The organism is Geminocystis sp., assembly GCF_041753295.1.
In the GTDB taxonomy this organism is placed as follows: domain Bacteria; phylum Cyanobacteriota; class Cyanobacteriia; order Cyanobacteriales; family Cyanobacteriaceae; genus Geminocystis.
On record NZ_JBGSUU010000085.1, the window covers coordinates 58,100 to 75,012 of the forward strand.

The window sequence follows — 16,913 nt, forward strand, 5'->3', positions numbered from 1 at the left end:
AAAGATATTTTTAGTACAGTTTTCCCCCCTTGTATTGTTTCAAATTATGATATTTTAGTTAACTATATTTAGGGTTAATACGAATAATTTTTTATAGTTTTAATTCAGGAAAAAAACCTAAGTTAATTCTATTTGTGAATCATCTCCAATCATAAAACTAAATGCTTTTGGACGTTTTAAAGCAAGATGAATTTTTGCCCTTTGCCCGATAACACTATCCACAATTCGTTGCTGAATACCTAGCACTTCTGCGGATTCTAAAATTACGCTATGTTCTAAGTCTGTTTCGGTTAATTTCACATTATCAGCAATACTTGAATAAGGGCCAATAAAACAGTTTTCTAAGGTACAATTTTCTCCAATAATAACAGGTCCTCTAATAGTTGAATTAATAATTTTTGTATCTTTTCCTATTTTTACCCTGCCAATTATTTGACTATTTTCCTCAATTGTGCTTAAGTTTTCTGAGGTTAAATTAGTATCTAAAATAATGCGATTAGCTTCTAATAAATCATCTTTTTTACCTGTATCTAACCACCAATTTTTTAGTTGCCGTGCAGAAACTAATTTTTGATTTTCTAACAAACATTGAATTGCATCGGTTATTTCTAATTCCCCTCTAGCAGAAGGTTTTAGATTTGCGATGGCATTATGAATACTAGGAGAGAAGAAATAAATACCAACTAATGCTAAATTTGATTGAGGATTTTTGGGCTTTTCAACTAATTCTAAAACCTCTCCTTTTTCATTAACCGTAGCAACACCAAAGGCAGAAGGATTAGATACTTTTCTAAGGAGAATTAAAGCATCTAAATTTTTTTCTTTAAATTCTTCTAAATATTGAATTAAATCGTCAGCAATTAAATTATCGCCCAAATACATCACAAAAGGAGAATCACCCAGAAAAGGTTGAGCAATTTTCACGGCATGGGCTAAACCGTCGGGGCTATCTTGCCGTATATAAGTAATATTTGCCCCAAAAAGGCTACCATCTCCTGTTTTTCGTTCGATTTCTGTGCCAGTTTCTGGGCTGATAATAATACCTATGTCTGTAATTCCTGCACTAACTAAGGCTTCAATACCGTACCACAGAATGGGCTTATTGGCAACGGGTACTAACTGTTTTGCCCCTGTATAAGTGAGAGGACGTAACCTTGTACCTTTTCCCCCGGATAAAATTAATGCTTTCATAAATGATAACTTATTTTTTCTGTTTGTCAACTTAATGGAAATTTAATAATCTATTATGTCCTTACGAACTAAAATAATTAAGTAATTAATAACATTAAAAGACTGAATTAATATCAGAATTTTTGCTAATAATTAAGGTTAATTAAGTTTCATAAAATATTGATTTAAAGAATCTTGCCAATGGGAGGGAAAACAATCTAAATCTTGGCTAATTTTACGGGTATTTAAAACTGAATAAGGGGGACGTTTTGCCGCCGTGGGATATTCTGAGGTTAAAATAGGTAAAACTTCTTTAACTTTTAAATTATAACCTAATTTTTGTGCTTGATTAAAAATATTTACGGCAAAATCATACCAGCTACAAACTCCTAAATTAGTAAAATGATATAGTTTTTTAATGTTGTTTTCGTCACCAAATTGTGAGATAATTTTATTAATAAATATTGCTATATCTTGAGCATAAGTAGGACAACCAATTTGATCAATTACTACTTTTATTTGTTCTCTTTCTTTACCTAATCTAATCATAGTTTTAACAAAATTTCCTTTCCCATAATGACCATAAACCCATGAAGTTCTAAGAATAATATAATTATCGGTATTTTTTCTTATATTTTCTTCTCCTTCTAATTTACTTTTGCCATAAACACCTAAAGGATTAGTTAAATCTGTTTCTAAATAAGGAAGATTTGATTTTCCATCAAAAACATAATCTGTAGAAATATGAATTAATTTACTGCCTATTTTATTACTTTCTTCTGCCATTATTTTTGGTGCGATCGCATTTATTTGATAGGCTAATTCTATTTCTGATTCGGCTTTATCTACGGCGGTATAAGCAGTAGCATTAACGATAATATTTGGTTTTATTTGTTGAATAATATCTCTAATTTGCTGATAATTTGTTAAATCTAGTACATGACGATTTACGAGAATTAACTCTCCTAATAATGATAAAGTATAAGTCAATTCTGTTCCAACTTGTCCTTGACTTCCAAATAATAGAATTTTAGTCATAAATTTCTGCATCTTTTAATAGGGGTGCATTTTTATCTTTATTAGATAGTAAAGGAGTTATTTTTAAATTCCAATTAATAGCAATATCTGGATCATTCCAGCGAATTGATCTATCATATTCTGGGGCATAAAAATTATTAGTTTTATACAATACCTCGGCATTTTCTGATAACACTAAAAAACCGTGAGCAAACCCTTCAGGTATCCATAATTGTTTTTTATTTTCGGCAGTTAAAACTTCTCCTATCCATTGCCTAAAAGTAGGGGAAGATTTACGAATATCTACAGCAATATCAAGAATTTCTCCCACTACTGCTCTTACTAATTTACCTTGAGGTTGTTGAATTTGATAATGTAATCCTCTTAATACATTTTGTTGAGAACGGGAATGATTATCTTGGACAAAATTAATATTTAAACCTGTTTTTTCCTGCCAAGATTTAGCGTTAAAACTTTCAAAAAAAAAGCCTCTATCATCGCCAAAAACTTGAGGCTCAATTATTAAAACTTCTGGGATTTTTGTAGCAATAATCTTCATATTTTTAAGGTGATAAAATACTAAATTTTTTGAGCAATAATAGCACGATGACGAGAACTTATAGTAATAATTTTGGGATTAGAAAAACCATATTTAAGAAAAATAGAGTTTATATCTAAACTAAAATATTCGTCTAAATAAGGTTCGGTACTTTTTAATAAAGTTAGCACATAACGAGGCATTTTTTGATAATTATCTGATTGGGGATTCATATCCATAATGCCAAAATAACCTCCTTTTTTGATTAATTTACTAGCAGATAAAATAATATTTTCGGCGGCGGTTTGGGGTAATTCATGAAACATCAAAAAACTAGAAATTAAATCAAAAGATTCTGGATTTAAGTTATTCGATTCAGCGGCGTTATGAATCCAATTTATTGACTTATTTTTTTTCTTACTTTGATAGTTTGCTACGGCTAAAAAGTAAGGCGATAAATCTAAACCAGAGATATTACTATGGGGATAATTTTCTTGTAAGGCAAATGTACTTAAGCCAACACCACAACCAAAATCTAAGATATTTTCAGGATAAAAGGGAATTTCTGAAAGTAACACTTCATGATAATTTTTTCTTAAATTACCATCCCCATCAACTTGAGGAGTTTTAGAATAAATGGTAGAGTGAACACTATAAGCGGCGGATTCTAATTCCCAAGCGGCTTCCCAACTCATGTTACCTTTATCATAGGCGTGAAAAGAGGTGAGATAATAGTCAGGATATATAATATCAGGATTTTCTACGGTTTTAATTTCTTGTTGCCAATCATGATTTTGAAGATTTTTTACATTATCTTCCCACTTGACACCAATGAGATTCGCACGTTTAATAATCATATTACGCGCCCTTGTTTTCGCAAATTCCATCAGGGGTTTAATACTAAGTAATCCATTAATTAATTTAGTGGAAAGGTTGTTATCTGATTTGCTAGTTATTACTGTCATAATCTCACATTTAATCAACAATATATTGTCAATTGTTATCTAATAACGGTGAATAATCAATTATTTGTTATTAATTCTTAATTCCTAAAAATAATAGATAATTCTGGTTTGTTTCTAATTCTTGATTTTTCGATAATATGTAGCGCCGCCTACTAATAAACCTGTCAAGGTTAAAGATAATGTAATGGTTAACATATCACCTTTTTCTAGGGATGAAATTCCTGCTCCCATCATTACAAATGGTAAAATACCGGGTATAGTACCGAAAATAGTACCTAGTAAATATTCCTTCCCACTAACAGAAGTTAAACTAGCACCAAAATTGACAATACCGTAGGGAATTAAAGGTAATAAACGGATAGCAAAAATATACCCCATTCCCCCTTTTTTTATTTCCTTATCTAACCGTTGCAGATGAATACCAAATCTTTTTTTTACCCATTTTCTACCTAAAAATCTACCATAGGCAAAACTTACCATTGCAGCTATTATAGCAGCGATGGCCGTCCAAAGAAGACCCCACCAAAAACCAAAAATCAAACCACCACTAAGATTTAAAGGAGTAGAAGGCAAAAGTAAGATAGTGGCTAAAATATACAGAAAAATATACAAAAAAGGGGCAAATATACCTAATTTAGTCAAAGAATCTTCTAAAAATTCTGGATTAATTCCCCCCATAAAAAAAATGGCTATTCCAGAGATAAAAATACAAATTAACGTCAAAAAAATTAACTGATTTTTCACCCACCACCGCCTTAAAATTTATTATTGTTTACGCTTATCAATATTTTAAAAATAATATGTATCTAAAAATACAAAATATTATTAATCTTATCTTTACCATTGATAAAGTCAAAATATAGAATAATATTAAATCATGTCCAGACTCGGAAGAAGAAAATTCCTTTTATACGGTTCGGCAACTTTAGGTACAAGTTTATTACTAAAAGCCTGTGCCGATGCACCACCTCCTGCAGATAATACCGCTACTACTCCTACAGAAACTCCTCCTGCCACTACCACAGGAGATACAATAAAAGTAGGTATTTTACACTCTCTTAGTGGTACAATGGCCATTAGTGAAACCAGCGTAGTAGAAGCTGAAAAGTTAGCTATCAAAGAAATTAACGCCTCTGGCGGGGTTTTAGGGAAACAAATTGAAGCGATTGTGGAAGATGGCGCTTCAGATTGGCCTACTTTTGCGGAAAAAGCAACTAAACTAATAGATCAAGATAAGGTAGCCACCGTTTTTGGATGTTGGACTTCTGCCAGTCGTCAAGCAGTAAAACCAGTATTTGAGTCTAAAAATCATATGCTATGGTATCCTGTACAATACGAAGGTCAAGAATGTTCTAAAAACATATTTTACACTGGTGCAGCACCAAATCAACAAATTGAACCAGCCGTGGATTGGTTATTAGAAAATAAAGGCAAAGAGTTTTTCTTAGTTGGTTCTGATTATGTATTCCCCCGTACTGCTAATACAATTATTAAAGCCCAATTAGAAGCAAAAGGCGGAAAAGTTGTGGGAGAAGATTATTTACCCCTTGGTAATACTGAAGTTACACCTATTATTGCTAAAATAAAAGCCGCTTTACCTAATGGAGGAGTAATATTTAACAGTCTTAACGGTGACAGTAATGTAGCTTTCTTCAAACAAATTCAAGCAGCAGGTTTGACTCCTGATAAATACCCTGTTATGTCTGTGAGTATTGCAGAAGAAGAAGTTAAACAAATCGGTGTAGAATATCTTAAAGGACATTATGCTGCTTGGAATTATTTTCAAACCGTAGAAAGCCCTGAGAATACAAAGTTTGTAGATGCTTTTAAAGCTGAATATGGTGCAGAAAGAGTGGTAAATGATCCTATGGAAGCTGCTTATATTATGGTATATTTATGGAAACAAGCTGTCGAACAAGCTGGTGGTATTGATGACATTGAAAAAGTGAGAATGGCGGCAGTAGGGCAAGAGTTACAAGCACCCCATGGCGCTATTAAAATGTTCCCTAATCATCATATCTCAAAAACTGTTCGTATTGGACAAGTTAGAGATGATGGTTTATTTGATGTTGTCTATGCTACTGATAAACCTGTTGATCCCATTCCTTGGAATCAGTATGTAGCAGAAACGAAAGGTTATTCTTGCGATTGGACAGATCCCGCTAAAGGTGGTAAGTTTAAAATGAGCTAAAAAATTTCACTAACAATGAACAATTAGCAATTATCTTTCTTTTTTAAAACTTATAAATGACGGAAAAAATAGTTAAAAAATCTCTTAATCTAACTTTAGATTTACCTCTACAATGGACTGAGAAAATAGAACAATTAGCCTTAGAAAAACAACAGCCTTTATCAGAATTAATTACTGATATTATCGGCGTATATTTAAGCTATAATCTTGATGAGATTAATATTAGTAGATTGCAAGAAAATTATCAAGAATTAAACAAAAAAGTTCAAATATTAGAAGCTAAAGATCATTATATTGATAGATTAGAACATCGTTTATTTATTATAGAAAAATTAGTATCTAGTTTACAAACTCAAATTTCACCTTATCATAGAGATAAATCCATAAGTTATACTCCTATTATAGAGGAAGAATTTGAAGACGAACCCGATGAGATTTTAACAGATTTTTTAGAATAATTAGTACCTATAAAAGATAAAAATTATTCTACTAAAGGGAAACTTAAAGTAAAAATACAGCCCTTTTCTGAAGGTGAAACTAAGGTAACTTTACCATTCATTGTTGTTACTAAACTTTTAACAATCGCTAACCCTAAACCTGTACCGCCCGTGTCTCTATTTCTCGCTTCTTCTACTCGATAAAAACGCTCAAAAATACGATTTTGCAGAGTAAAAGGGATACCTATTCCTTGATCATGAATCTCTATTATTACTGATTTATCTTGTTTTAATACAATTTTAATATCGGTATTTTCAGGAGAATATTTAATAGCATTATCGATTAAATTAAGACAAATTTGTTTAAATCTATTACGATCAACTTTTATTTTTATATTACTATTTTCTTCTCTTAAATTAATATTTCTTTTACGATATTGTTGAGTCATAGCTATAATTTCTCTCATTAAATCATTGACTATTACTATTTCTAATTGCATCTGAATATTACCATTATCTGCCCTTGCTAAATCTAACAAATCTTCTAATAATTGTATTGTACGATTAGCCTCTGATACTGCTACAGATAAGGCTTCTTTTTGTATGGAAGTAAGATTTTCTCCTCTTCTTAAGGTACTTTGTAAATATCCTGATACAATAGTTAGTGGTGTTCTTAATTCATGGGAAACATTGTTTAATAATTGTTGTTGATTTTCCCAACTTTCTCCTAATCTCATTAGCATTTTTTCTAAAGTTTGAGCTAGTTTTTTAACTTCACTAGGGCTATTATTAAAATTAATTGATACTTCTTTTAATTTATCTGCTGAGATATTTTCCGCTACATTACAAATTTTTTCTAAGGGTTTTAAGGAATAAGAAATATAACAAGCTATCAAAGTAATCATAATAGTGATAGCAATGATAGTAGAAATAGTTAAACTTTGAATTAAATAAGTAAATAAAACTTGCTCATTGGTAATATTTTGAGCGATATATAAATGTCCAATAAATTGTTGATTAATATTTAAAGGAATACCACAAATAAGCCAACTATTTTTGTCAATAAGAATAAATTGAGGAGAATAATCAAGATAATTTAACTTAGCTAATTGGGGATAAAAATAAACAGATTGAGCAATAATATTATTATCTTTATTTTTAAACCAAAATATATTTTTATGATCTGATAAATTATTAATAGTTTTTTGAATACCTACTTCTAAAGATACCATTTCGCTATAGATTTCGACATCATGGGGAAAACGATTTTCTACATAATTAACGGTTTCTTTATGAGTCATTATTAATAAATGTTGCATTTTCCAATTCATCCATAAAGCAACACTACCCAAGCCACAAGTAGAAAGTAAAGCCACACCTAAAGTTAAACGAAATCTGAGAGAATTAAAGTCAATAGTTTTTTTTTCAGAAAGATTTTTAATAAATTTAGTAAACATTATAAAGTAATTAAATAAAAATAAAAAAATTAATGATTTTGAAATGTTTATTCTTAATCAAAAATTATTTATAAATTGTATATATGATCTATTAAATCTTAAAAACCTGATAGTTTGCTTAATTTTTCATTAAATAATGATGGTTTAATTAACAATTTATCCACCATAATTGATAACAAATCTCTATTCAGAAAAAATTTTATTAAAATAAAGGGATAAATTATATAAAATAATATCTAATAGTTTATCTTATCGTTTAAACTATAGTTATTTTTCCGTAACAAAAACTATATTCAAAAAAATTAATCATGAATCAAGTTAATACACATAACTATTCTCACCTTAATTCTTTAGGGGAAATGTGGGATTTATTAGTTTCTAATTTTGGTGATATTGTGGCATTATCAGATCCCCATAGTAAACCAAATGTTAACTTAACCTATCGAGAAGTAGAAAAAAATATTAAACAATTTGCTAATTCTTTACAGTTTTTAAATATTAATTCAGGGAAAAAAATTGCTTTATTTGCTGATAATAGTCCCCGTTGGTTAATAGCAGATCAAGGTATAATTTATAATGGTTGTGCTGATGCTGTTCGTTCATCCCAAGCCGATAAAAAAGAATTATTATACATTTTAGATCATAGTGATAGTGTTGTTTTAGTTATTCAAGATTTAGCCACATTAAACAAGTTAAATCCAGAAATAAAAGAATTTAAACTAATAGCAATTATTTTATTATCTGACGAAGTTATTGAAGAAGAATTTTCTCAACCTATTTATAATTTTCAGCAATTTATAGCCTTAGGAATTAATCATTCTTTTATTCCAGTATCTGTTAATATAAATGATTTGGCTACATTAATTTACACTTCAGGTACAACAGGGCAACCTAAAGGAGTAATGTTAAGTCATCGTAATTTACTTCATCAAGTGCGCTATCTCGAAACAGTAATTAAACCCTTACCATGCCATCGCATTTTAAGTATTTTACCAAGTTGGCACTCCTATGAAAGGGCAGCGGAGTATTTTCTTTTATCAAGGGGTACAACCTTAATTTATACTAATATTCGTTATTTTAAGCAAGATTTAAAAGAATATAAACCTCATCATATGGTGGGAGTACCTCGTTTATGGGAATCTATTTATGAAGGCATCCAAAAACAATTTCGAGATGGTAGTAAAACTCAAAAAAAAATCGTCTTCTTTTTCTTCTCAATTTCTCAAGAATATTTATCCGCAAAACGTATTCAAAAAGGTTTAACTCTCGACAATTTACAACCCAATATTTTTGATAAAATTACTTCTCAAATTAAAGCCTTATTTTTGTTTCCTTTACATAAATTAGGAGATAAATTAATCTATCAAAAAGTGCGCGATGGAGTTGGCGGTAACGTAGAAACATGGATTAGCGGCGGAGGATCACTTCCGAAACACATTGATAACTTTTTTCAAATCGTTGGTATTCCCCTCATCGTTGGCTATGGTTTAACAGAAACATCTCCCGTTACTAACGCTAGACGGTTAAATCGTAATATTGTTGGTGCATCGGGGCAACCCATTCCCGAAACAGAAATTAAAATTATTGACATTGACACTAAACAGACATTACCCCAAGGCAAAACTGGCTTAGTTTGTATTCGTGGTACTCAAGTTATGCAAGGTTATTACAAAAATCCTTCTGCCACCGCTAAAGCCATTGATAGTGAGGGATGGTTTGACAGTGGTGATTTAGGTTGGGTAACACCTAATAATGATTTAGTGATTACAGGACGGGCAAAAGATACTATTGTATTAAGTAACGGTGAAAATATCGAGCCTCAACCCCTTGAAGATGCTTGTATCCGTAGCCCATATATTGATCAGATTATGGTAGTAGGACAAGATCAAAAATACTTAGGTGCATTAATTGTACCAAATCTTGATGCTTTAACAAAATGGTCTGTAACTAACAATATTTCTTTAAATATACCTTCTCTTACTGCCACTCCAGAAGAAATCAAAAATAGTGATCTTTACGCAAAAGCCGTTATAAGCCTCTATAAACAAGAATTAGCACGGGAGGTCAAAAACAGAGCTGGATATAGAATTGATGAGCGTATCAGCGTTTTTGAGCTAATTTTAGAGCCTTTTTCTATAGACAATGGTATGATGACTCAAACTTTGAAAATTAAACGCCCTGTAATAACAAGTCATTATCAGGATATGATTGATTCGATGTTTAATAATAATTAACCACAAATAATAACTTTAAAATTGGAGAAAATTTAGTCATCATGACATCAAAATTAACCTTAAAACGTCCCGTAAATGTAAAAGTAATTGTTACTCCAGCATGGCAAGAAGAAGCTCAAAATCAATTACAAGACCAAATTAATCAATTAGATCAACAAATGTTACAAATAGATCAACAAGGGCAAAGTGCCATCGCTGAAATTAGAAAACAAGGTAGTTTACAACTATCTCAACAAATAGAAAATATCCAAGGGCAAGTAAATCAGAAAAAAAGTGAATTTTTACAGCAGAAAAATCAATTTTTACAACAGATGCAACAAGTGCAATTATTAGAATTAGGACAAGAAGTTATACAAGCTCAAATGGAAAGTTTTTTTGATGTTCAAGAAGGAGATAATTTAGTAGAAAAACTCAACGTTGAAATTATCCTTAGAGATGGAGTAATTGAAGAAATAAGGGGCATTATTTAATTTTTTTTCTCTTAGTAAAAGCATTAATTTTATATATCAATGGGTTATGGCAATTTTAATAAATTATTAATATTTTAATATTATTTTGTTATAACCCCCCAAAAGAAAATGATCAAGATTGTCAATAATTTTTATTAGGAATAAACTATAGTAATCCTATTTAAGTTGTAAGAAAATAATAAGTTAAATTCCTCCAAAATTCGGGGCGAAAATTATCACAAATTATTGAGGAATGCTATATTTCGACACATCTTAAAATTTTGATGTTAAGATAGCAGTAAATCAATATAAATAACAAAATAAGAACATGGAAAATAGAGAAACTTATCAGGGTGAAATGGAGACAAAACTTCAAGAATTAGGTGCAAAATTAGATCATTGGAATACCAAAAAAGATGAAATAACCGATGAAGCTAAAGCGGAAGCTGAAGAAAAACTGAGAGTTTTAAAGACTAAAAAAGAAGCCGTAGAAGCTAAATTAATCGAACTTAAATCTTCTGGAGATGAGGCTTGGGAAACTCTCAAATCTGGTTTTCAAAATGCTTGTGATGAATTAACTTCCGCTTTTGAGGATGCTATTGCTAAATTTTCTAAATAGTTTTACTACTTCTTTGTTTTCTACTATCAATCAACATTATCAAAATTTTACACAAAAAGCGATCGCCATTAATAATTTGAGATTAAAGATAATTAAATTGGTTATTTAACTTATGAAAATATCTATAAAAAATGGTTAATTTTATGGTTTAATTGTGATGAAGAAAAGAATAATATTTAAACTTTAACGATGAATTATTTAATAGCAGTATTATCAGATCGTATAGAAGCAGAAGAGGCTTATACCGCCTTAGAAAAAGCACAAATTCCCCTGAATCAACTTTCCATCGTGGGCAGAGGTTATAAAAGTGCTTCTGACTTTAATTTCATAGATCCTAGCATTGAAGGGCGCAAAAATTCCTTTAGAATGGCTTACTGGTTAATTCCTTTCGGTTTTTTTGGCGGTTTTACTTTTGACGCTATTACCACTATTGACACTTTTGGATGGGCTGGAGAACCTTTTAATCATATAATTGGTGGTATTTTAGGGGCAATTGGTGGGGCAATGGGTAGTTTCTTTGTCGGTGGTAGTGCTAGTTTAATGGAAAATAACGGTGAGATGATACCTTTTCTTAATCGTCTCAAAGCTGGTAAGTATCTTTTGATTGTCCAAGGTAATGATAATATCAAAAATAGAGCCCAAGAAATTCTCAAAGGTTTTAACCCAGAAAATATACAGAGTTATCAAGTAGTTTAATTAATTAAAATTACCTAAGTTATAGATAAAGGATATATTAGTAGATAAAATCAACTTACTATAATTAATTGATAACTTTTATCTCCTGTATTCCCCCATAATTTTATATGGATTTTTTATTTTTATCAAAATTATTACCACTTTTTTTATATCCTTTAGGATTAGTCTTTTTATTACTAATTATTAGCTTAATTCTTTGGTGGAAATATCCCCGTTGGCTACCAATTCCTTTAATTATTTCTTGTGTAATTATATTTATTGGTGGTAATTATTATGTAAGTAACTTATTAGTAAAATCTTTAGAATGGCAATATATCTCCACGGCGGATGACTTACCCAAAGCTGAAGCCATAGTTATTCTCGGAGGTGGCATTAAATCTATGATTCCTCCGCGCCCCATGATTGATGTAGCCGAACAAGGAGATCGAGTGATTTATGGTGCTAAACTCTATAAAATGGGCAAATCTTCCTTAATTATCCCCACAGGAGGCAGAATTCCTTGGCGTGGCGGCGACAATCTTCCTTCAGAAGCCGATGACATGACAGAATTATTATTTTTTTTTGGCATTCCTGAATCAGCGATAATCAAAGAAAGTAACTCTTTTAATACTTACGATAACGCCGTTAACACTCGTAAAATTTTAGAAAAATTAAATCTAAACCGTATCTTGTTAGTTACTTCCGCAATACATATGCCTCGTTCGGTAAAAATCTTTGAAAAACAAAACTTAATCGTAATTCCTGCACCTACAGATTATCTGGTTACCCAAAAAGACTTTCAACTAGAAGACAATTGGCAAAGTACTCTTCTTAATCTTTTCCCAGATTCATATTACTTAGACAATACTACTTTAGCCATTAAAGAATATATCGGCATGGTAGTTTATAAACTCAAAGGATGGCTTTAATTCTATTGACAATTAAAAATTTTTGGCTTTCCTACAGTAGCTATGACAAATTAATAGAAAATAATTAATGTAAACTTTAATCCGTATGGCTTTGAGTATTTTAAAAATGCAATTATTATAAATTAACAGTTTGAATTTAACCTAATACCTGATACCTGACACCTGACACCTGATACCTTTTTTAAGACATAACCTATCTCGATAAGAAGTAAAAAAGTTAGTGATTATATTTCATCGCTTATAATTCTTAACCGAATCATCTTCTCTCCACCATCATCGAGGCGCACTTCAATGGATTCACTGGTGAGTTTTTCTAAACAACTCAAAAGCGATCGCAAATTAGGACTACTTGCGCCAGTTTCTACATAAAGACGATCAGCAATACTACCCATTTTTTTCCACAAAGTATAAAGTTTTCCGACACTTTGTTCTAAATTTGTCGCTTGTTTGACTAAATCTGCCGTAATACTTAAACAATCTAATCTTAGGGCTTCATCTAAGGCTCTTTCTACATCTACCGTTGATTCTCTTAGGGTTTCTACTTGAGAAGCGGAATCTAAATATTTAGCTAGACTTTTCGCTGTGGAAGTCATTTGTTTCACCGTATCAACATCTGGATTTGCTTCCATTTCTTTACGAATTTCGGCAATTTGTTCTTCTGGTAACTTTTCTAATTCTTTCACTAATGGGGCTAAATGACGAGGTGGTAACGAACCATCAACGGCTTTTTCCTTGACAATATCAGGCAATAAATCAGAATTCATCGCTGTATATTCATCGGTTAATTGCTTTACCTCCCGACGAGTTATGCGATCGCCATTTTGTGCCGCTTCACTAACCAATTTTTGAATTTCAGGATCAGCTTTTGCCGTTTCTACAAAAGCCCGTTTACTAAAATTATTAATAGCAGTAGGATCTAAATTACCATCTTCTAATAAAGTATCAGCACTATTAGCTAATTGGATAAAACCATAGGCTTGACTTTTGGTAATTTCCCGATTTTTAAGCCAATTCAAAAAACCCGTACCCCTACCTTCACCGCCGAATTTTTCTCTATCTCTGACAGTCCTCAAAATTCTACCACGCCAAATATCCGTTTGTAAATCAAAGCGATCGCAAACTTTCCAAACATCTTCAACTTTTTGCAGAAACTCCTCCTCCCCAATACCCTCATCTTCAGGATTAGGTAAATCAAAATCTAAATCTGCAGGAATAAATAAAGCCTCAGCAATATCTGAAGTGGAAGGAGAAGTATCTAACATGATCTAATGTTTCTATAGGTAAGGTACAATCTTAATTGTCAATTGTTCATTGTTCATTGTCAATGTCAATTATTTACTGTGGTTTTGTATTAACACTGATAGGACCATTAACAAGAGTTTGACAAGCTAAACGATAATTATCGGGCTTTTTTTTCAATTTTCGTTCTTCAAAATCAGTTTTTGGGGATAAATTTTCTAAACCAGAAACAATTTCTACGATACAAGTGGCACATTGTCCATAACCACCACAATTCATCAATTTTCCTCGTAATTTATAAATATCAACCCCATTTTGTAACGCTTTTTCTCTAAGATTTGCCCCCGTAGCTGCTACAACTTCTTTATTTTCTTTGATAAAAGTGATAGTCATGATTAATTACTCCTCGATAAAATATTAAGTTTTATATACTAATATTAAGGAATAATCAAAAAAAATGCTTTGATAAGCAAAAGCAAAAAGTATTAAACCTGGTATCTGCCTAAATCGGATATTATTACGTTGAACTGAGGTAATAGCAAACACCCCTGACAACTTCCATCGTAGAATTGATATAGTTTTTGAGCAAAAGTATCGATCAATGGTTTATGATTTGAAAATAATCAACAGTTATTAAGAAATAAAATCTTATATTAAACCTTGATATGGTCATTAATGCCTCTAGTTCTTTTCGACGTTATACCCCTCCTACTTGTACTTTAGAAATCTATCATCCTCAGTCTTTTTGGGGATATTTTGGTCCTAAACCTTTTCCACAACTCTTTAGCTTTCAATTGCATTTCGATGATCCTAGAGTACCAAAAGAAGATAGAAGTACTATTATTGGAGATCGAGATTTACTAGAAAAATTAAGAAAAAAAGTACAAGAGTATATCAATAATTATTTAAAAATTACTCCTCTTACGGAAGAAGATTTAGTCTGTGAATTACCATCACAAAATGAAGAAGAATTTATCTCTCTAACAAGGGATTGTGTGCGAGGACATCGACTATTTTATCAGTGTTTCGTACCAAAAGAAGAAACTTTAGAAGTAACCTTAAGCAATACGCAATTACTAGATTTTATCAACGCCTTGTCAGCTTATCATTTAGATGCCACAAGAATGACCATTAGTAAAGATGAATTAGGATCTAATAATATCGGATTAGGTATTCTGATTACAACCCTTGCTTGTATGGTTGGAGGCGGTATTTGGTGGCGTTATGAAAAACAAGTAGCAACCAATGAAATCAATAATCCTAGTCAAGCTAACATCGAAAATATTACTCCCAACGTAGAAGAATTAATACCACCATCACCCCTTGACCCTAAAACTTTACCATCAATTATTGCGCCAGAAGTGCCAGAAAGTCTAAAAAATAGAGAAACTTTATTACCTCCTGCGGCTATAACTAAACCATCAATGGAAGGAGAAAACGATGCTTTAAATAGTAATAACTCTGGTGTTGCTTCTCAAACTCAAATCATTATTCCACCACCACCAACACCTTCGGCGGTAAATGTACCTACTGCCACCAAGGAAACTAATGACATAAATCCTGCAAATATCATGATGATTCAACCTTCATTACCTCCTGCACCACCTTTATCTGTCACCCCTTCTTTTCAACCTCCTCAACCCACCGTAAAATCAATTCCTCAATATCCTTCTCGTCTGTCTAGTTTACCTGTCTTAAAATCTAGTAACTCAGATTCTGGTGAAAATTCTTCCCCAAATACCTCCACAAAACCCATAGAATCTACTGGTGTTGTGGGTATTAATAGTTTTAATAGGGTTTCTCCTTCGGTTATCGAAAATACTCCAGATTTTACCGTTAAGACAATATCACCATCATTGAATCAACAAAAATTTGCAGGTATTATCACTAATGAAGTTAAACAATATTTTCAGAGTAAATGGCAACCACCAGAAAACTTAAAACAAAGTATCGAATATCGCTTAAACTTTAGTCAAAATGGTTCTTTAACGAAAATTACGCCCGTAGGTCAAGTTGCAACTGTATTTTTAGATCGTACAGGAATGCCTTTATTAGGAGAAAAATTAACCTCTTCTTTTACCGAGACAGATCAACTTACTGTAAGATTAATCTTAAGTCCTAACGGTAATGTACAAACTTTTAATGAATCGAAATAATAAGTTATTCGGTTTTAGGTTTAATGAAAATGATTGAAGTAAAAAGTTATCCAGATTTTAAGGTTTCGCAAAAATCAATGGATTTGGTAATAAGATTTTATCAATTTAATTTAATTCCAAACCTGAAACCTGAAACCTGAAACCTGACACCTGACACCTCTAATCAACAACTAATTCTATTTTTCCATAACATTCAGTTATTAATTATTATGAGTAGTTTTCGAGTAGGAATAGCTGGACCTGTAGGATCAGGTAAGACAGCATTATTAGACGCTTTATGCAAAATCATGAGGGAAAACTATTCCATCGCCGCCGTTACCAATGATATTTATACCCAAGAAGATGCACAATTTTTAGTCAAATCTCAAGCCTTATCAGCCGATAGAATTAGGGGAGTAGAAACAGGAGGTTGTCCTCATACTGCTATTAGGGAAGATGCCTCTATCAATATCGAAGCCATTGAGGAGTTAGAGAGCTTATTTAGTGACTTAGAGCTAGTTTTTGTCGAAAGTGGCGGAGACAACCTTGCTGCGACTTTTAGCCCTGAATTAGTGGATTTGACGATTTATGTTATTGATGTAGCTGCTGGAGATAAAATACCTCGCAAAGGTGGTCCAGGTATTACCAAATCTGATTTATTGGTGATTAATAAAATTGATTTAGCGCCTTATGTGGGTGCTAGTTTAGATGTGATGACACAAGATACAAAAAAAATGCGCGGTGAGAAACCTTTTGTTTTTACTAACCTTAAAACTGGTGATGGTTTAACTCAAGTTGTTGATTTTATCCAATTTCATTATCAATAAATTTTACTGCTTCGGTGACAAGACATTGTGC

General features: G+C 31.6%; 17 protein-coding genes. 9 read left to right on the top strand and 8 right to left on the bottom strand.

Annotated elements, in window-relative coordinates; all coding sequences use genetic code 11:
* Positions 1-117: 117 nt before the first annotated feature.
* The 5 genes from ACEW8E_RS09750 to ACEW8E_RS09770 form a co-directional block, all read right to left on the bottom strand.
* Positions 118-1,191: a glucose-1-phosphate thymidylyltransferase gene (locus tag ACEW8E_RS09750; RefSeq protein WP_373480150.1), complete on the bottom strand. Its 1,074-nt coding sequence runs from the start codon at positions 1,189-1,191 to the stop codon at positions 118-120.
* Between the two features lie 138 nt (positions 1,192-1,329).
* Complete coding sequence (gene rfbD, locus ACEW8E_RS09755; RefSeq protein WP_373480151.1) at positions 1,330-2,208, bottom strand: dTDP-4-dehydrorhamnose reductase; 879 nt, start codon at positions 2,206-2,208, stop codon at positions 1,330-1,332.
* A complete protein-coding gene (rfbC, locus tag ACEW8E_RS09760) occupies positions 2,201-2,746 on the bottom strand; it encodes a dTDP-4-dehydrorhamnose 3,5-epimerase (protein ID WP_373480152.1) in 546 nt (181 codons plus the stop codon). Before rfbC ends, rfbD begins: the two co-directional genes overlap by 8 nt.
* 20 nt (positions 2,747-2,766) lie before the next feature.
* Positions 2,767-3,690 (bottom strand): class I SAM-dependent methyltransferase, encoded by a 924-nt coding sequence (locus ACEW8E_RS09765; protein ID WP_373480153.1) that lies wholly within the window; start codon positions 3,688-3,690, stop codon positions 2,767-2,769.
* Positions 3,691-3,804: 114 nt separating this feature from the next.
* Positions 3,805-4,434 (bottom strand): TVP38/TMEM64 family protein, encoded by a 630-nt coding sequence (locus tag ACEW8E_RS09770; protein WP_373480154.1) that lies wholly within the window; start codon positions 4,432-4,434, stop codon positions 3,805-3,807.
* Between the two features lie 133 nt (positions 4,435-4,567).
* Here ACEW8E_RS09770 and urtA point away from each other — a divergent pair, with 133 nt between their 5' ends.
* Entirely contained in the window at positions 4,568-5,881 is a 1,314-nt protein-coding gene (urtA, locus tag ACEW8E_RS09775; RefSeq protein WP_373480155.1) for an urea ABC transporter substrate-binding protein, read from the top strand.
* A 56-nt stretch (positions 5,882-5,937) separates the two neighbouring features.
* Positions 5,938-6,339: a hypothetical protein gene (locus ACEW8E_RS09780; RefSeq protein WP_373480156.1), complete on the top strand. Its 402-nt coding sequence runs from the start codon at positions 5,938-5,940 to the stop codon at positions 6,337-6,339.
* 23 nt (positions 6,340-6,362) lie between these two features.
* Here the strand turns inward: ACEW8E_RS09780 and ACEW8E_RS09785 are convergent, their stop codons facing one another.
* Positions 6,363-7,775, bottom strand: coding sequence for a sensor histidine kinase (locus ACEW8E_RS09785; protein ID WP_373480157.1), 1,413 nt, complete (start codon positions 7,773-7,775; stop codon positions 6,363-6,365).
* 308 nt (positions 7,776-8,083) lie between these two features.
* Here ACEW8E_RS09785 and ACEW8E_RS09790 point away from each other — a divergent pair, with 308 nt between their 5' ends.
* The 5 genes from ACEW8E_RS09790 to ACEW8E_RS09810 all read left to right on the top strand — a co-directional run bounded on the left by ACEW8E_RS09790 (position 8,084) and on the right by ACEW8E_RS09810 (position 12,681).
* A complete protein-coding gene (locus ACEW8E_RS09790; protein ID WP_373480158.1) occupies positions 8,084-10,009 on the top strand; it encodes an AMP-binding protein in 1,926 nt (641 codons plus the stop codon).
* Positions 10,010-10,050: 41 nt separating this feature from the next.
* Entirely contained in the window at positions 10,051-10,479 is a 429-nt protein-coding gene (locus ACEW8E_RS09795; protein WP_373480159.1) for a YlqD family protein, read from the top strand.
* Positions 10,480-10,786: 307 nt separating this feature from the next.
* Positions 10,787-11,077: a hypothetical protein gene (locus ACEW8E_RS09800; protein WP_373480160.1), complete on the top strand. Its 291-nt coding sequence runs from the start codon at positions 10,787-10,789 to the stop codon at positions 11,075-11,077.
* A gap of 189 nt (positions 11,078-11,266) precedes the next feature.
* Positions 11,267-11,773, top strand: coding sequence for a hypothetical protein (locus tag ACEW8E_RS09805; RefSeq protein ID WP_373480161.1), 507 nt, complete (start codon positions 11,267-11,269; stop codon positions 11,771-11,773).
* A 107-nt stretch (positions 11,774-11,880) separates the two neighbouring features.
* Positions 11,881-12,681 (top strand): YdcF family protein, encoded by an 801-nt coding sequence (locus tag ACEW8E_RS09810; protein ID WP_373480162.1) that lies wholly within the window; start codon positions 11,881-11,883, stop codon positions 12,679-12,681.
* A 224-nt stretch (positions 12,682-12,905) separates the two neighbouring features.
* Here the strand turns inward: ACEW8E_RS09810 and ACEW8E_RS09815 are convergent, their stop codons facing one another.
* Complete coding sequence (locus ACEW8E_RS09815) at positions 12,906-13,943, bottom strand: hypothetical protein (RefSeq protein ID WP_373480163.1); 1,038 nt, start codon at positions 13,941-13,943, stop codon at positions 12,906-12,908.
* 73 nt (positions 13,944-14,016) lie between these two features.
* On the bottom strand, positions 14,017-14,313 hold the full coding sequence (locus ACEW8E_RS09820) for a 2Fe-2S iron-sulfur cluster-binding protein (RefSeq protein WP_373480164.1): 297 nt from the start codon (positions 14,311-14,313) through the stop codon (positions 14,017-14,019).
* A gap of 272 nt (positions 14,314-14,585) precedes the next feature.
* Between ACEW8E_RS09820 and ACEW8E_RS09825 the strand changes: the two genes are divergently transcribed.
* On the top strand, positions 14,586-16,076 hold the full coding sequence (locus tag ACEW8E_RS09825) for a DUF4335 domain-containing protein (protein ID WP_373480165.1): 1,491 nt from the start codon (positions 14,586-14,588) through the stop codon (positions 16,074-16,076).
* A 209-nt stretch (positions 16,077-16,285) separates the two neighbouring features.
* Entirely contained in the window at positions 16,286-16,882 is a 597-nt protein-coding gene (gene ureG / locus ACEW8E_RS09830) for an urease accessory protein UreG (RefSeq protein ID WP_373480166.1), read from the top strand.
* Positions 16,883-16,913: the final 31 nt, after the last annotated feature.

Coding starts and splice junctions, on each gene's coding strand:
- ACEW8E_RS09750 (WP_373480150.1), bottom strand. CDS start 1,191: ATGAAAGCATTAATTTTATCCGGGGGAAAAGGTACAAGGTTACGTCCT.
- rfbD (WP_373480151.1), bottom strand. CDS start 2,208: ATGACTAAAATTCTATTATTTGGAAGTCAAGGACAAGTTGGAACAGAA.
- rfbC (WP_373480152.1), bottom strand. CDS start 2,746: ATGAAGATTATTGCTACAAAAATCCCAGAAGTTTTAATAATTGAGCCT.
- ACEW8E_RS09765 (WP_373480153.1), bottom strand. CDS start 3,690: ATGACAGTAATAACTAGCAAATCAGATAACAACCTTTCCACTAAATTA.
- urtA (WP_373480155.1), top strand. CDS start 4,568: ATGTCCAGACTCGGAAGAAGAAAATTCCTTTTATACGGTTCGGCAACT.
- ACEW8E_RS09780 (WP_373480156.1), top strand. CDS start 5,938: ATGACGGAAAAAATAGTTAAAAAATCTCTTAATCTAACTTTAGATTTA.
- ACEW8E_RS09785 (WP_373480157.1), bottom strand. CDS start 7,775: ATGTTTACTAAATTTATTAAAAATCTTTCTGAAAAAAAAACTATTGAC.
- ACEW8E_RS09790 (WP_373480158.1), top strand. CDS start 8,084: ATGAATCAAGTTAATACACATAACTATTCTCACCTTAATTCTTTAGGG.
- ACEW8E_RS09795 (WP_373480159.1), top strand. CDS start 10,051: ATGACATCAAAATTAACCTTAAAACGTCCCGTAAATGTAAAAGTAATT.
- ACEW8E_RS09800 (WP_373480160.1), top strand. CDS start 10,787: ATGGAAAATAGAGAAACTTATCAGGGTGAAATGGAGACAAAACTTCAA.
- ACEW8E_RS09805 (WP_373480161.1), top strand. CDS start 11,267: ATGAATTATTTAATAGCAGTATTATCAGATCGTATAGAAGCAGAAGAG.
- ACEW8E_RS09810 (WP_373480162.1), top strand. CDS start 11,881: ATGGATTTTTTATTTTTATCAAAATTATTACCACTTTTTTTATATCCT.
- ACEW8E_RS09815 (WP_373480163.1), bottom strand. CDS start 13,943: ATGTTAGATACTTCTCCTTCCACTTCAGATATTGCTGAGGCTTTATTT.
- ACEW8E_RS09820 (WP_373480164.1), bottom strand. CDS start 14,313: ATGACTATCACTTTTATCAAAGAAAATAAAGAAGTTGTAGCAGCTACG.
- ACEW8E_RS09825 (WP_373480165.1), top strand. CDS start 14,586: ATGGTCATTAATGCCTCTAGTTCTTTTCGACGTTATACCCCTCCTACT.
- ureG (WP_373480166.1), top strand. CDS start 16,286: ATGAGTAGTTTTCGAGTAGGAATAGCTGGACCTGTAGGATCAGGTAAG.